The 14,152-nt window shown below is 57.4% G+C and carries 15 protein-coding genes; 5 read left to right on the top strand and 10 right to left on the bottom strand.

The window, feature by feature from the left end:
• Nucleotides 1-67 precede the first annotated feature (67 nt).
• Genes GOV89_RS14605 through GOV89_RS14590 form a run of 4 tightly spaced genes read left to right on the top strand, consistent with a single transcriptional unit; the run spans nt 68 to nt 2,973 of the window.
• Nucleotides 68-745 (top strand): ATP-binding cassette domain-containing protein, encoded by a 678-nt coding sequence (locus tag GOV89_RS14605; protein WP_171179442.1) that lies wholly within the window; start codon nt 68-70, stop codon nt 743-745.
• Nucleotides 742-1,641, top strand: coding sequence for an ABC transporter permease (locus GOV89_RS14600; RefSeq protein ID WP_171238494.1), 900 nt, complete (start codon nt 742-744; stop codon nt 1,639-1,641). The genes GOV89_RS14605 and GOV89_RS14600 overlap by 4 nt, the downstream gene beginning before the upstream one ends.
• Nucleotides 1,641-2,381: a 1-acyl-sn-glycerol-3-phosphate acyltransferase gene (locus tag GOV89_RS14595; protein ID WP_171179110.1), complete on the top strand. Its 741-nt coding sequence runs from the start codon at nt 1,641-1,643 to the stop codon at nt 2,379-2,381. The genes GOV89_RS14600 and GOV89_RS14595 overlap by 1 nt, the downstream gene beginning before the upstream one ends.
• On the top strand, nt 2,368-2,973 hold the full coding sequence (locus GOV89_RS14590; RefSeq protein WP_171238493.1) for a pyridoxamine 5'-phosphate oxidase family protein: 606 nt from the start codon (nt 2,368-2,370) through the stop codon (nt 2,971-2,973). Before GOV89_RS14595 ends, GOV89_RS14590 begins: the two co-directional genes overlap by 14 nt.
• A 21-nt stretch (nt 2,974-2,994) precedes the next feature.
• Here GOV89_RS14590 and GOV89_RS14585 read toward each other — a convergent pair whose 3' ends face one another.
• Entirely contained in the window at nt 2,995-3,588 is a 594-nt protein-coding gene (locus GOV89_RS14585) for an NAD(P)H-dependent oxidoreductase (RefSeq protein WP_171179115.1), read from the bottom strand.
• 101 nt (nt 3,589-3,689) lie between these two features.
• Between GOV89_RS14585 and GOV89_RS14580 the strand changes: the two genes are divergently transcribed.
• Nucleotides 3,690-4,268: a TetR/AcrR family transcriptional regulator gene (locus tag GOV89_RS14580; RefSeq protein WP_171179117.1), complete on the top strand. Its 579-nt coding sequence runs from the start codon at nt 3,690-3,692 to the stop codon at nt 4,266-4,268.
• A gap of 21 nt (nt 4,269-4,289) precedes the next feature.
• Here GOV89_RS14580 and lpdA read toward each other — a convergent pair whose 3' ends face one another.
• From lpdA to GOV89_RS14535, 9 genes are all read right to left on the bottom strand, one after another.
• Complete coding sequence (gene lpdA, locus GOV89_RS14575) at nt 4,290-5,678, bottom strand: dihydrolipoyl dehydrogenase (protein WP_171179119.1); 1,389 nt, start codon at nt 5,676-5,678, stop codon at nt 4,290-4,292.
• A 69-nt stretch (nt 5,679-5,747) separates the two neighbouring features.
• The gene (locus tag GOV89_RS14570; protein ID WP_171179444.1) at nt 5,748-6,158 is read right to left on the bottom strand and encodes an MAPEG family protein; all 411 of its coding nucleotides are present in this window, start codon (nt 6,156-6,158) and stop codon (nt 5,748-5,750) included.
• Nucleotides 6,159-6,242: 84 nt separating this feature from the next.
• Entirely contained in the window at nt 6,243-6,512 is a 270-nt protein-coding gene (locus GOV89_RS14565) for a hypothetical protein (protein ID WP_171179122.1), read from the bottom strand.
• 2 nt (nt 6,513-6,514) lie between these two features.
• Nucleotides 6,515-8,020, bottom strand: a complete 1,506-nt coding sequence (odhB, locus tag GOV89_RS14560; RefSeq protein ID WP_171179124.1) for a 2-oxoglutarate dehydrogenase complex dihydrolipoyllysine-residue succinyltransferase — start codon at nt 8,018-8,020, stop codon at nt 6,515-6,517.
• Between the two features lie 3 nt (nt 8,021-8,023).
• The gene (locus GOV89_RS14555; RefSeq protein WP_171179126.1) at nt 8,024-10,981 is read right to left on the bottom strand and encodes a 2-oxoglutarate dehydrogenase E1 component; all 2,958 of its coding nucleotides are present in this window, start codon (nt 10,979-10,981) and stop codon (nt 8,024-8,026) included.
• Nucleotides 10,978-11,517, bottom strand: a complete 540-nt coding sequence (locus GOV89_RS14550; protein WP_171179128.1) for a DUF805 domain-containing protein — start codon at nt 11,515-11,517, stop codon at nt 10,978-10,980. The genes GOV89_RS14555 and GOV89_RS14550 overlap by 4 nt, the downstream gene beginning before the upstream one ends.
• A 41-nt stretch (nt 11,518-11,558) precedes the next feature.
• Nucleotides 11,559-12,440 carry a succinate--CoA ligase subunit alpha gene (sucD, locus tag GOV89_RS14545; RefSeq protein WP_171093685.1) on the bottom strand — a complete coding sequence of 294 codons (882 nt, stop codon included), beginning with the start codon at nt 12,438-12,440 and terminating at the stop codon, nt 11,559-11,561.
• A 13-nt stretch (nt 12,441-12,453) separates the two neighbouring features.
• On the bottom strand, nt 12,454-13,281 hold the full coding sequence (locus GOV89_RS14540) for a glycosyltransferase family 25 protein (RefSeq protein ID WP_171179130.1): 828 nt from the start codon (nt 13,279-13,281) through the stop codon (nt 12,454-12,456).
• Nucleotides 13,282-13,433: 152 nt separating this feature from the next.
• The gene (locus tag GOV89_RS14535; RefSeq protein WP_171179133.1) at nt 13,434-14,144 is read right to left on the bottom strand and encodes a sulfotransferase family 2 domain-containing protein; all 711 of its coding nucleotides are present in this window, start codon (nt 14,142-14,144) and stop codon (nt 13,434-13,436) included.
• Nucleotides 14,145-14,152 lie beyond the last annotated feature (8 nt).

The raw sequence follows: 14,152 nt of genomic DNA, 5'->3' as shown, positions 1-14,152 counted from the left end.
ACTCGGTAGAGCCATTGAATCCGCCACCCTGCTCGGGCAAGAAGAGCAGCAAATAATGGGGGCACGTGTGATCGAGCTGGAAAATGTCAGCTACACCTACGGTGGCGGCGAGTTGCTGAGCGATGTCTCGGTGCAATTGCAACCGGGGTCGTTTCACTTTCTGACCGGCCCCTCGGGGGCGGGCAAAACAACGCTGCTCAAGCTGTGCTATGGGGCCCTGCTGCCAACCTCGGGGCGGCTGAGTGTTTTCGATCAGGACATCTCGTCCCTTGATCGGGATCAGTTGGCCGTGCTGCGCCGACGTGTTGGTGTGGTACATCAGGATTGCCAGTTTCTGGACCACATGACGCTGGCCGAAAACGTCGCCTTGCCATTGATGGTCTCCGGGCGCTCGGAGTCTTCGGAACAGGACAATCTGACCGAACTGCTAAGCTGGGTGGGTTTAGGCGCGCGGCTTGAAGCGCATCCGCCTGAGTTGTCCGGTGGCGAACGTCAACGTGCTGCCTTGGCCCGCGCTGTCATCCTGTCGCCGGATGTCGTGTTGGCGGACGAGCCCACTGGCAATGTGGATTGGGAAATGTCCCAACGTCTGCTGCGTCTGTTGATCGAGTTGAACAGAATGGGCAAGACAGTATTGATCGCGACCCATGACATGAGCCTGATCCGCGCCGCCAAAAGTCAGGTTCAGGCACGCGTATTGCGCATTTCTCAGCGCAAGCTGCATCTGGCGGGGGCCGACCTATGACCAGAGCCGAAGTAAGTACTCTGCTGCGCGGCGATACGCGGGCGAACCGCGTTGTTCCCCCAACCGGATACACCGCTCATCTAACATTGTTTGTTGCTGGAGCGATGGCATTTCTGGTGGTGTTTGCACTTGCGTTGGCGCTCGCGTCCGGCCGGATTGCCGACCGTTGGGCTTCGGAACTGGCGGGGGCCGCAACCCTGAGGATCAATGCCCCGACAGAACAACTTGCCGCGCAGACCGAAGCCGCGCTGACAGTTCTGGGCCAAACGCCCGGCGTTGCATCGGCGCGCGCACTAAGTGCCGAGGAACAGGTCGCATTGCTGTCACCGTGGTTCGGACCGGACCTGCCCCTCGATGCTTTACCCATCCCACAGCTTATCGAAATCACCGAAGGCGAACCGGGAATGGATGTGATGGGCCTGCGTCTTCGCCTGGGTGCCGAAGTGCCGGGCGCGGTACTGGATGATCATACGCGATGGCGCGAACCTCTTGTCGAAGCCGCAATGTCACTCAGGCGATTGGGGTGGATTTCGATCCTGCTGATCGGAGGGGCGACGGCGGCAATGATCACGCTTGCGGCAAACGCATCTCTGGCGGCCAATGCGCAGATCATCGAAGTTTTGCGTCTGGTCGGCGCGCGCGACGGGTTTATCGCCGGGGCTTTTGTCCGGCGCTTTACCTATCGCGCTTTTTTCGGGGCCTTGGTCGGGACTTTGCTGGGTATGACAGGCGTTTTGCTTTTGCCCGAGGCCTCGGATGCGGGCGGATTTCTGACGGGGGTTGGCTTTCAGGGCACGGACTGGTTGCTGCCGATCGTCATCCCAATACTCGGCGCGGCTGTTGCCTTTTTCGCCACCTGGGCTGCGGCCCGTCGCAAATTGAAGGAGCTTTCCTGATGTTCTCAGCCTTACAGTGGGTGCGCTCTTTGGTCTTTATGATCGTTATCTATGCCTGGATGCTGATCCTTGGTATTGTGTTTCTGCCCTATGCCCTGTTCTCGAAGCGGGGGGCCCTGATGGCGTGTAAAACCTATGCGCGCAGTACCATGTGGCTGGCCCGTTGGATGGTGGGTATTCGTTGTGAGGTTCGGGGAACCGCGCCTTCGAATGAAGTGGTCGTGGGTGCCAAGCACCAGTCGTTCCTTGATATCATCATGATCTTCAATGCCATCCCGCATGGGAAGTTCATAATGAAGCGTGAATTGCTGTTTACACCTGTTATCGGAATGTATGCCCGTCGCCTTGGTTGTATTCCGGTCAATCGAGGGAAACGCGGCGCCGCGGTGGCTAAGATGGTCAAGGATGTGGCGAAAGAGTTTTCAGAGCCCGGGCAACTGGTGATCTACCCTCAAGGCACGCGTGTCGCGCCGGGCGCCAAGAAACCCTACAAGGTTGGGACGGCGGTTCTTTACGAAGGTCTGGGATTTCCCTGCGTTCCGGTGGCTACAAATGCCGGGGTGTTCTGGCCCCGAACCGGTGTCATGCGCAAACCGGGTCTTGCGATTGTGGATTTTCTTGAGCCAATCGAACCCGGCGTTGAGCGGGACGATTTTCTTGGTCGATTGGAAGACGTGATTGAAACACGCTCGAATGAGCTGATGCGCGAAGTGGGGTTTGATCCGGATGGAGTACATTGACGACGTTGCAGCGCTGGAAGCATTGTATGGCAAACCCGGCGCGCCATCCTTGCGAAAGGTCGTTCACCGACTGACGCCCCTGTATCGCAAGTGGATTATGGCCTCGCGCCTATGCGTCCTCAGCACTGTTGGCCCGGAAGGTGTGGATGGCAGCCCCCGAGGCGACGACGGCCCTGTTGTACTGGAATTGGATGAGCGACGGCTGGTTTTGCCGGATTGGCGTGGCAACAACCGGCTGGATTCGCTGCGGAATATCGTGCGCGACCCGCGTGTTGCGCTTATGTTTTTTGTTCCGGGGTCCAACAACGTTGTTCGCGTGAATGGGATGGCTCGTGTTACTGCGGATGAAGGTTTGCGACAGCATTTCGCAAAGGGCGGCAAGCGCCCGGCGACTGTCGTCGTTGTTGAGATCGCCGAGATTTACAGCCAATGCGCGCGTGCTTTGATGCGTTCAGCTATCTGGACCAGCGAGGACGAGAGTGCTGTCCTTCCAACGATTGGGCAGCTTTTGTCCGAGGCGTCGGAAGGCGAAGAAGGCGGCGCGCAATATGATAGTGAATGGGCTGCACGCGCCGCGAAAACAATGTGGTAGGCGAAACATGTGGCTGCGGGTTCAAACCGCAGCTGCTCCGATCCTCGAGACTTTTTCGATCCAGCGATCTACGTGTCCGGGTTTTGGGTAACTTGCACCTGCGAAATAGGTGAAGCGGGTTGGTTTGAAGCCTACAAAGCCAAGGATCTGATCACGAACCTGACGGATAAGCGCTTGCCGATAGATCAGCCGCATAAACCAGCCCGGTGTATCTGAGGTCAGTATGACGCGTGCGGTGCGTCCCGTCAGCATGGGGGCCGGAAAGCCGATCTTTGTCGTGTTCCGAGTGTCGAACGTTCGCCCGGGGATGAATGTCCGGTCGATCAGTCCCTTGAGTTTCGCGGGTAGACCGCCCCACCACATCGGGGTGGTCAGAACCAGATGATCACTCCACTCAAAGTCTTGCAGCACGTGTTCCAGAACCGGTTCAAGCGGTTTGAAGTCGTGGTAATTGCCCTGACCGAAATCAAAATCGAACTGCAGATCGCTCAGATGAACCATTCGGACGTCATGGCCGTTTTTGAGGGCAGCGTCCCGATATGTTTCGGCAAAGGTCCGGGACAGACTGCTTTCTGCCGGGTGTCCGTCGAGGATGAGGATTTTCTTGGGTTGCATCGTGATTCTCCTAAAAATGACCACGGTCAATTTGTAGAATCAAAAATGACCACGGTCAATATTAAATTTGACCACGGTCAAAAACTGTGCGATTGAGCGGTATGCAAAAGGCGATTCAGAAACGTACGATCAAAACCCGCGCCAAGCTTCTCTCGGCTGCTGAGGCGGTTGTCCGAAGTGATGGCTACCAAGCTTTGCGGGTGGAAGACGTGGTAAAAGCGGCAGGCGTCGCCAAGGGCACTTTCTTTGCGCATTTCAACGACAAGGATGCGCTAATGGAAATCCTGATCGGCGAAAGATTGAATGCGTGTCTGGACCAGGCCGAAGCCGGAACACCACCCAAGACAGTTGATGAGATCATCGTGGCGCTCGAACCGGTGCACAGTTTCATGACGTCCGAGCGATACGTTTTCGATCTGTTGATCAGATATTCCGGTGCAACGGCCATCGAAGATATAGGCCCGATAGCCTATTGTTTTGAAAGGTACTTTCGGGTCGTGATGTTGTGGCTTGAAGCTGCAGATATGCGTAAGGACGTGCCACCCGAGCTTTTGGCCGAAGGTGTTCAGGCCTTTGCCATTCAGGCCATGTCGTTGCGGTTTTGTGCTCTGCATTCCGCAACGACATTCACAGACAGGCTCGAGACCTATCTGGATGCTTGGTTGACCCCGACAAGCTGATTTCTGCCGGGGTCAAAACTCTTAGCTGTGGATCGGGCCGTCGCCGCAAGCCAAGGCGGCCTCACGCACGGCTTCCGAATAGGTCGGGTGCGCATGACAGGTCAGGGCCAGATCTTCTGCCGAAGCACCAAACTCCATCGCGACACAGACCTCGTGAATCAGATCACCCGCGGCAGGCCCGATGATATGAGCGCCCAGAATGCGGTCAGTTTCCTTGTCGGCGAGGATTTTGACGAACCCGTCCGAGGCAAAGTTCGCCTTGGCGCGCCCATTGCCCATGAACATGAACTTGCCAACCTTATAGGCGCGGCCTTGTTCTTTAAGCGTTGCTTCGGTTTCACCCACATTGGCAACCTCAGGCCAAGTATAGATCACCCCCGGAATAACGCCGTAGTTCACATGGCCATGCTTACCCGCAACCTGTTCGGCGGCGGCCATGCCCTCGTCTTCGGCCTTATGCGCCAGCATCGGACCTTCGGTGACGTCGCCAATGGCATAGATGCCCGGCACATTGGTTTGCCAGTCGGAACCCACCTTGATTTGGCCGCGTTGGGTCATCTCGACACCCAAGGCGTCAAGCCCAAGACCATCGGAGTACGGCTTGCGCCCGGTGGCGACCAGCACGGTATCGGCATCGATCACGTGTTCGCTGTCGTCCTTGAGCAGTTTGTAGGTGACCTTTGCCTTGGTCTTGGTCGCTTCGGTCTTTTGCACCGCAGCACCCATGACAAAGTTCAGGCCCTGCTTCTTGAGGATACGCTGGAACGTCTTTTGTACCTCTGGGTCCATGCCTGGTGTGATTTCCTTGAGGAACTCGATCACCGTTACTTCCGCCCCCAGTCGGCTGTAGACCGAGCCCAGTTCCAGGCCGATCACGCCTGCGCCGATGACGACCATTTTCTTCGGAATCTTGCCCAGCGACAGCGCGCCGGTTGAGGTCACGACAACCTTCTCGTCCACTTCTACACCCGGCAGAGAGGAAGGCTCGGACCCAGACGCAATGATGATGTTCTTTGTTTCATGCACTTCATCCCCGACCTTGACCTGACCGGCGGCAGGGATCGATCCCCAGCCTTTCAGCCAGTCGATCTTGTTCTTTTTGAACAGGAATTCGATGCCCTTGGTGTTGCCCTCAATCACCTCGTCCTTATAGGCCTGCATCTGTTTCCAGTCGACCGAAGGGCTTTTGCCCTTCAGGCCCATCTTGGCAAAGTTATGCTCGGCCTCGTGCAGTTGATGGCTGGCATGCAGCAGCGCCTTGGACGGAATGCAACCTACGTTCAAGCAGGTTCCACCCAGCGTGTCGCGCCCTTCGACCACGGCGGTTTTCAAACCCAGCTGGGCGCAGCGGATGGCGCAAACATAGCCGCCGGGGCCGGCGCCGATTACGATAACGTCATAATTTGCCATGGAAGATCTCCTTGAGAATTCGGGTTGTTGCAGGGCAGGAACCTCTGAACAAGATATGGGTTGGCGGTCTCATAGCAAAACCACCAAAAGCATGAGGGTCGTGGCCAGAAACCCGAAGAACCAAATGACGCTGCGCCATGGTTTCCAACCGAAATAGTATGCGGGAACATACAGCACGCGCGCGGCCAGATAGGTCCAGGCGCAGGTGGCCGTTAGTGCGTTTTCCTTGCCTGAAACGGTGACAACAACACAGGCAATGGCAAACAGGATCAACCCCTCGAAATGGTTGTTGAGGGCACGGTAGAGCCGGGCTGTTCCATCTGAGAGCTGATCTTCTAGCGTCCCGCCCAATCTGGCCCTGTCACGGGGTGACATGGTTTTGCCCGGACCCAACTCCAGATTTGCAGGAACTGCCATAAGTACAAACTGCACAACCTGTAAAAGGGCTGCCAAAGTCAGTGCTGTCAGTTCTGCGTTCATTGCAAGACGCCGCATTGGAGTTTGATGTGTATGACGGCAGAGCGCAGAAGCAGATGTGTTGCCGCTTGCGCTCTGCCATCGGATTTAGACTGGTGTCAGAATTTTAGTGTGAATATGCGCCACGCCACCACGTTCGTGATGCATGGCGAGTTCCTCAGATTCGATAAAGTTCTGCGCGCGCTCCAGATCGGTGATTTCGAACAACGCCACCGCATGGTCCTTCTGGTCCGGGTCTCGCCAGATGTGGAGGTCGCGGATACCCGCGGCCTCACGCATCTTGCGATCTTCCTTGAACACTTTCAGCCAGGCGTCGAAATCGGCCACATCGGCCTGCCAGAGTACATGTGTTGCCATGATTACAGGTCCATCAGCAGGCGGCGCGGATCTTCCAGCGCCTCTTTCACGCGAACAAGGAAAGTCACAGCACCTTTGCCATCAACGATCCGGTGGTCATAGGACAGCGCCAGATACATCATCGGGCGGATCTTGATCTCACCATTGATGACCATTGGACGATCCTGAATCTTGTGCATCCCCAGAATGCCCGACTGCGGGGGGTTCAGGATCGGCGATGACATCAGCGAGCCATAGACGCCACCGTTCGAAATGGTGAACGTGCCGCCCTGCATTTCGGCCATGGACAGCTTACCGTCGCGGGCGCGCTTGCCTTTCTCGGCGATGGCTTTTTCAATCGCGGCAAAGGACATGCTGTCCGCATCGCGGATCACCGGAACCACCAGACCTTGCGGAGTACCAGCGGCGACGCCCATGTGTACGAAGTTCTTGTAGACAATGTCGTTGCCGTCAATCTCGGCATTCACCTCAGGCACTTCTTTCAGCGCATGGCAGCATGCCTTGGTGAAGAAGGACATGAAACCAAGGCGGACGCCGTGCTTCTTCTCGAACTGGTCCTTGTACTGGTTGCGCAGGGCCATCACCTCGGTCATGTCCACCTCGTTATAGGTGGTCAGGATCGCAGCAGTATTCTGTGCATCCTTCAGGCGCTTGGCGATGGTTTGACGCAGACGGGTCATGCGCACGCGTTCCTCGCGGGCTTCGTCTTCGGCCGCAACCGGTGCGCGCGGAGCCTGTGCAGCTGGGGCTGGTGCCGCCGGTGCTGGTGCCGGAGCCGAAGAGACAGCCTTTGCCACGTCTTCTTTCATGATGCGGCCATCGCGACCGGTGCCGGTGACCTGATCAGCTGACAATCCGGCCTCGGCCATCGCTTTTTCGGCAGAGGGTGCGTTTGCCACATCCTTACCGGTGCTTGCCGCAGCGGGGGCCGCTGCTGCTGCAGGGGCCGACGCGGGCGCGGTACCTGCTGCAGAGCCAGAGATCACTGCCAGCTTGGCCGCTGCATCCACAGTTGCACCTTCCGGAGCAACGATTTCTGCCAGAACTCCCGCAGCCGGGGACGGAACTTCGACCGAGACTTTGTCGGTTTCCAGTTCACACAACATTTCGTCCTGCGCGACGCTGTCGCCAACCTGTTTGAACCAGGTCGAAACGGTAGCCTCCGTAACAGATTCACCAAGAGTGGGAACCATGACATCAACCGACCCGCCTGCTTGGGCGGGCGCGGCCGCCGGTGCTGCAGTTGCCGCAGGGGCAGGGGCCGCGCCTTCGCCTGCTGTAATGGTCGCCAGCAGAGCATCTACGCCAACGGTATCACCTTCGGCGGCTACAATCTCGGCCATCACACCCGCAGAGGGAGAAGGCACTTCAACTGTAACCTTGTCGGTTTCAAGCTCACACAGCATCTCATCCACGGCGACTGCATCGCCGGGCTTCTTGAACCATGTGGCAACAGTGGCTTCGGTGACCGACTCGCCAAGCGTGGGAACACGAACTTCAATCGTCATCGCTTACTTTCCTTTGGTGCTCAGCGCTTCGTTAACCAGCGCTTCTTGTTGGGCTTTGTGTTGGCTGGCCAGACCCGTCGCGGGTGAGGCCGAGGTTGCGCGACCGGCATAAACCGGACGTTTGTGTTTCGCTCCGATCCGGGTCAGAACCCATTCGATATTGGGCTCGATAAAGGACCAGGCACCCTGGTTTTTGGGCTCTTCCTGACACCAGACCATCTCGGCCTCTTTGAACCGCTCAAGCTCGTTGATTAGCGAATGGGCCGGGAAGGGGTAATACTGCTCGATCCGCAGCAGATAAATGTCGTCGATCCCGCGCGCGTCACGTTCTTCCAGCAGGTCATAATACACTTTGCCCGAACACAGCACGACACGTTTGATCTTGTCATCCGCCACCAGTTCGGTGTCCGAGTTCCCCTGTTGGGCGTCGTCCCACAACACCCGGTGGAAGCTGGAGCCGGTGGTAAATTCTTCGGCTCTGCTGACCGCGAGTTTGTGGCGCAGCAGCGATTTGGGTGTCACCAGGATCAGCGGTTTGCGGAAGGTGCGGTGCAGCTGTCGGCGCAGGATGTGGAAATAGTTCGCGGGTGTCGTGCAGTTCGCCACGATCCAGTTGTCCTGACCACACATTTGCAGGAACCGCTCCAGACGCGCGGATGAGTGTTCGGGGCCTTGCCCTTCGAACCCATGCGGCAGCAGTGTGACCAAACCGGACATCCGCAGCCATTTGGATTCACCAGAACTGATGAACTGGTCAAACATGATCTGCGCACCATTGGCGAAGTCACCAAACTGAGCTTCCCAAAGGACCAGCGCATTGGGTTCGGCCAGCGAATAGCCGTATTCAAACCCAAGCACAGCATATTCGGACAGCATCGAGTCAATCACTTCGTAGTGCGACTGGCCTGGGCGGATGTTGTTCAGCGGGTAGTAACGCTCTTCTGTTTCCTGATGGATGAACCCCGAGTGGCGCTGGCTGAACGTGCCACGGGTGGCGTCTTGCCCGGCCAGACGCACCGGGTACCCTTCGGTCAATAGTGATCCGAAGGCCAGCGCCTCACCGGTGGCCCAATCAAAACCAGTGCCGGATTCAAACATCTGCTTTTTGTGGTCCAGAAGACGCCCAACGGTTTTGTGCAAGGCAAATCCGGCCGGGGCGCGGGTCAGAGCGCCACCAACCTCGGCCAGAGTCTCGGGCGTGATCGCGGTCTCGCCTCGCATGTATTCGTCTTTGTTCTTGTCCAGATGCGACCAGCGCCCGTCCAGCCAGTCGGCTTTGTTCGGCTTATAATCTTTTCCGGCCTCGAACTCGTCGTTCAGATGTGCCTGGAAGGCGGCCTTCATGTCCTCGATCTCACCCTCGGGGATCAGGCCGTCTTTGACTAAACGCTCGGTGTACAGAGACAGCGTGGTTTTGTGCGTTTTGATCCTCTTGTACATGATCGGGTTGGTGAACATGGGCTCATCGCCCTCGTTGTGACCAAACCGGCGGTAGCAGAAGATGTCCAGAACCACATCCTTGTGGAACTTCTGGCGGAACTCGGTCGCCACTTTGGCCGCGTGCACCACGGCCTCGGGGTCATCCCCGTTCACGTGGAAAATCGGCGCTTCAACCATCAACGCGATATCCGTCGGATAGGGACTCGAGCGCGAGAAGTGCGGCGCAGTGGTAAAGCCGATCTGGTTGTTTACTACGATATGCATGGTGCCGCCGGTCTTGTGACCGCGCAGACCAGACAGACCAAACCCTTCGGCCACGACACCCTGGCCGGCAAAGGCTGCGTCGCCATGCAGCAGGATGGCCATGACCTTGGTGCGATCCGTGTCGCCAAGCTGATCCTGTTTGGCGCGAACCTTGCCCAGAACCACCGGGTTCACCGCCTCAAGGTGTGAGGGGTTGGCGGTCAGTGACAGGTGCACAGAATTGCCGTCAAACTCACGGTCGCTGGAGGCCCCGAGGTGGTACTTCACATCACCCGAACCATCCACGTCCTCGGGCTTGAAGCTGCCGCCCTGGAATTCGTTGAAGATGGCGCGGTACGGTTTGCCCATCACGTTGGCCAGAATGTTCAGGCGACCCCGGTGCGGCATCCCGATGACGATGTCGCTGAGGCCAAGTGCGCCACCGCGCTTGATGATCTGCTCCATCGCTGGGATCAGCGCTTCACCGCCGTCCAGACCAAAGCGCTTGGTGCCCATGTATTTGACGTGCAGGAATTTCTCAAAGCCCTCGGCTTCGACCATCTTGTTCAGGATCGCCTTGCGGCCTTCCTTGGTGAACGCGATTTCCTTGCCGTACCCTTCGATCCGCTCTTTCAGCCAAGCGGCTTCTTCGGGGTTCGAGATATGCATGTATTGCAGCGCAAAGGTGCCGCAATAGGTCCGCTTTACGATTTCGACGATCTGCCGCATCGAGGCAACCTGAAGCCCCAGAACGTTGTCGATAAAGATCGGCCGGTCCATGTCGGCGTCGGTGAAGCCGTAGGTTTTCGGATCCAGCTCAGGGTGATTGGTTGCAGCGCGCATCCCCAACGGATCCAGATCAGCGGCCAGATGGCCCCGGATCCGATAGGCTCGGATCAGCATCAGGGCGCGCAGGCTGTCCAGAACGGCGCGTTTGATCTGGTCGTCGCTGACCTCAACGCCCTTGTCAGCCGCCTTGTCCTTGATCTTCTTACCCGCCGCTTTGGCGTCAATCTCGGCCCATTCCCCGGTCAGTGCACCGGTCAGATCATCGGCAGGCATGGGCGGCCAGTCGGTCCGCGCCCAAGACGGCCCTTCGGCCTCTTTCTGAACGTCCGGCGCGGCGTCACCCATAGCCTTGAAGAACTCAACCCAGGCCGCGTCTACGGCACCGGGGTTTTTGGTGTACTGGGCGTAAAGTTGTTCCAGATATTCGGCATTATGCCCCTGCATGAAGCTTGAAGCATGAAAGGCAGAGTTGGGCGAGTGTTCGGTCATTGGGCTACCTCATGTGGGTTGGGACCGTATTGGTTGGTGCCTGGCTGGCTGGGGCGGGTCAGCCACCACAGCACCAGAAGGGGCGACACCACCAGAACGATAAGTGTCGGAATGACGATCAGCAATGTTGCGCGGGTAAACAAAATGTCGAGCGTTCCGCCGTGGAACTGGCTGGCAAGGCCAATGCCAAAGATCAGAACTGCAAAGGCCCCAAGGATCAAAAGGATCGGCAGTAAGGCGTAAAGCCCGCTGCGCCCGGTGTCATGCATCCGCCGCCATGCAACGGCCAGATGGGGGAAAAAGACGATCAGGCCGACAATGCTTTGGACCGGTTGGCTGGACGTGGCGGTGACGGATTTCACCTCATCGCTTTCAGTGACCGAGACCTGCGTGAAGAACTGCCAGTCGATGATCCCGGCGATCAAGTTCCAGATCACGACGAACAGAAAAAAGAACCAATATTCGGGCCGCGATGCACGGCCCGAAAAAGTGAAGAATTTGGAGAAACACGTTCTTACAGCCTCACTAAAGGTCATGTGTTTCGTTCCTCCCGGATTAGACAGCCGAAGCTGCCATATCAGCCAATCGCTTCCAGCACAGCCTCGCCCAGCTGCGCGGGGCTTTCGGCCACGACGATGCCGGCCGAGCGCATGGCTTCGATCTTGTCCTCGGCACCGCCCTTGCCACCGGCGACAATCGCGCCCGCGTGGCCCATGCGGCGGCCCGGAGGGGCCGTGCGGCCTGCGATGAAACCAGCGGTTGGCTTTTTGCGGCCCTTCTTGGCCTCATCCGCCAGGAACTGCGCAGCTTCTTCCTCGGCTGAGCCACCGATCTCACCGATCATGATGATCGATGTGGTCTCGTCGTCGGCCAGGAACCATTCCAGCACGTCGATATGCTCGGTCCCTTTGATCGGGTCGCCGCCGATGCCTACACAGGTGGACTGACCCAGACCTACATCGGTGGTCTGTTTGACGGCCTCATAGGTCAGGGTGCCCGAACGCGACACAACGCCGACCGAGCCGCGCTTATGGATGTGGCCGGGCATGATGCCGATCTTGCAGGCATCGGGCGTGATGACACCGGGGCAGTTCGGGCCGATCAGGCGCGACTTGCTGCCTTCCAGCGCACGCTTCACCTTCATCATGTCCAGAACCGGTATGCCTTCGGTGATGCAGACGATCACCTCCATCTCGGCATCAATCGCTTCGAGGATCGAGTCAGCCGCGAAGGGCGGAGGCACGTAGATTACCGAGGCGTTGGCTTCGGTCACATGCTTGGCCTCGTGGACCGAGTTGAACACGGGCAGGCCCAGATGCTCCATCCCGCCTTTGCCGGGGGTCACGCCGCCGACCATCTTGGTGCCATAGGCAATGGCCTGTTCGCTGTGGAATGTACCTTGCGAGCCGGTAAAGCCCTGACAGATCACTTTGGTGTTTTCGTCGATGAGGACTGCCATTTTGTCCCTTTCTCTAGGCGGTGTTGGATTGATTAGGTTCAGTCGCCGGCAGAACATGCGGCGCATAGGATATTTTCTCGAGCGTGGCACGGCCCAGGGCCAGATTGGCCGTGGTACGCAGCCCGCTGCTGATTTCAGCAATGCCACGCCGGATCTTTTGCCGGACCAATGGCCAGCCTGTGGGCCGACTGCGGGGTGCCCCCATATTGTATTCGCCGGGGGCTTCGTTGCCCTGTTCGACCATGGCCGGGATCACCTGATAGATGTTGGTCTGACGCGCCGCAGCCGAAGCTGATGGATTGAACAAAAGCCCGTCCAACGTGATGTCATAGGGTTTCTGCGCCAGAAAATGCTGCGCCGCTTGTCGCGTCAGCGCGTACGCCGCGCCCCCGGGATGACGCGATCGCATCAGGCGCAGTTCGCGCCCCAGATGGATCAAGCGCTTGCGCCCAAGCGCGACATAAAGCTTGGTGCTGCGCCAGCGTTCAAACCGGACGATATCAGCATCCGCGGGCCACCAAGATGGGTCATTCAGCCAATCGGCCAATTCCGGGCTCAGGAACACGTCATCCTCAAGGATCAACGCTTGTTCAGCGCCCGAGGCGATCAATGCCTCCCACGCTTTGGCATGGCTGAGGGTGCAGGCCATGTCCTTGGTGTGGAAATAGCCCCACGGCCCCTCGGCCTTGCACTCGCGCAGGAAATCCTCGCGGGTGGCGGCGTCGCAATCAACAGCATTAACGCGCGTCGCTGACAGGCCTGCCTTTTGCAGCTCCTGCTCCATCAAACGCGCCCGCCCTGTGGCGCGTTCAAGACCTATGAGGAAGATGGGGATGGTCATGCGTTTAAGTTTTTCAGGCAGATCAGACAGCCCACACCAAAGGCGATCTGGTCGTCAGGCTGATAGCGCTCCGACGGATCGTTTTGATGTTTTGGTCGATTAGGACTGCCATTCCTTCGTGCTCCTGTTTGGGTTAACTCGCCTGCGTGGCGCTATTCATAAGTGTTGATAAGGTTTTGCCCGGTGGGGAAAAACGCCCCAAGCAGTTCGTAGTCTGCTTGTGTATGTCGCACCAAAAAATCTTTGGATTCCTTGGATAAATCCTCGAAACGTGGCGGCGTAGTGCTGCTGGAATTTCTGCGACCAATGTGAACGGTAGTGTTCAGCCTTTCAGACAAATCAGCAGCCAGCCTGTCTAATTCGGACGTCGTATAAACAGCGTCGAAGAAGCCAATATCTTGCCCCAGAAAAACATCAATGGGACAAGTATGGAGATACATTACACGGCTTACGTCACAATATTTGTCATAGTCTCGTATGAACTCTTCTATCGTCGGGTTGGTCTTGAAACCTTTGAACGGTTGCTGATTTCGCATTCCGAACAATTTGCCAATCAGCTTGTTCTGATGCTCCGAACCGACAGGTACTTTTTTTAGGTCCTCAAAATCGTGCACACGATTTTGGTAACCAGACAGAAACCGTTTTATTGGATCGCGAACAACTGCAAAACTCCAATAATCGCGGGCTTTCTCAAAATCGCTCTGTCGGACTGGCCTGGTCGGATAGCGGGGATGGAGTTCCGTGATCTTTCCATCCCACTCATTACCAGTCTCGATTTTATAAAGGACATGCTTAATGGATGTTCCAGCAGCTTTGTGGACACCAAAATAAGCAATGTTGTATTTGTCGAGAAAAGCAACCATTCGAGACT

The organism is Ruegeria sp. HKCCA5763, from assembly GCF_013034545.1.
In the GTDB taxonomy this organism is placed as follows: domain Bacteria; phylum Pseudomonadota; class Alphaproteobacteria; order Rhodobacterales; family Rhodobacteraceae; genus Ruegeria.
Note: the sequence above shows the minus strand (reverse complement) of the source record. Positions and strands in the feature narration are given on the sequence as shown.

Excerpts from the sequence above, each read along its gene's own strand:
- GOV89_RS14600 (WP_171238494.1), top strand. The coding sequence starts at position 742 with ATGACCAGAGCCGAAGTAAGTACTCTGCTGCGCGGCGATACGCGGGCG.
- GOV89_RS14595 (WP_171179110.1), top strand. The coding sequence starts at position 1,641 with ATGTTCTCAGCCTTACAGTGGGTGCGCTCTTTGGTCTTTATGATCGTT.
- GOV89_RS14590 (WP_171238493.1), top strand. The coding sequence starts at position 2,368 with ATGGAGTACATTGACGACGTTGCAGCGCTGGAAGCATTGTATGGCAAA.
- GOV89_RS14585 (WP_171179115.1), bottom strand. The coding sequence starts at position 3,588 with ATGCAACCCAAGAAAATCCTCATCCTCGACGGACACCCGGCAGAAAGC.
- GOV89_RS14580 (WP_171179117.1), top strand. The coding sequence starts at position 3,690 with ATGCAAAAGGCGATTCAGAAACGTACGATCAAAACCCGCGCCAAGCTT.
- lpdA (WP_171179119.1), bottom strand. The coding sequence starts at position 5,678 with ATGGCAAATTATGACGTTATCGTAATCGGCGCCGGCCCCGGCGGCTAT.
- GOV89_RS14570 (WP_171179444.1), bottom strand. The coding sequence starts at position 6,158 with ATGAACGCAGAACTGACAGCACTGACTTTGGCAGCCCTTTTACAGGTT.
- GOV89_RS14565 (WP_171179122.1), bottom strand. The coding sequence starts at position 6,512 with ATGGCAACACATGTACTCTGGCAGGCCGATGTGGCCGATTTCGACGCC.
- odhB (WP_171179124.1), bottom strand. The coding sequence starts at position 8,020 with ATGACGATTGAAGTTCGTGTTCCCACGCTTGGCGAGTCGGTCACCGAA.
- GOV89_RS14555 (WP_171179126.1), bottom strand. The coding sequence starts at position 10,981 with ATGACCGAACACTCGCCCAACTCTGCCTTTCATGCTTCAAGCTTCATG.
- GOV89_RS14550 (WP_171179128.1), bottom strand. The coding sequence starts at position 11,517 with ATGACCTTTAGTGAGGCTGTAAGAACGTGTTTCTCCAAATTCTTCACT.
- sucD (WP_171093685.1), bottom strand. The coding sequence starts at position 12,440 with ATGGCAGTCCTCATCGACGAAAACACCAAAGTGATCTGTCAGGGCTTT.
- GOV89_RS14540 (WP_171179130.1), bottom strand. The coding sequence starts at position 13,281 with ATGACCATCCCCATCTTCCTCATAGGTCTTGAACGCGCCACAGGGCGG.
- GOV89_RS14535 (WP_171179133.1), bottom strand. The coding sequence starts at position 14,144 with ATGGTTGCTTTTCTCGACAAATACAACATTGCTTATTTTGGTGTCCAC.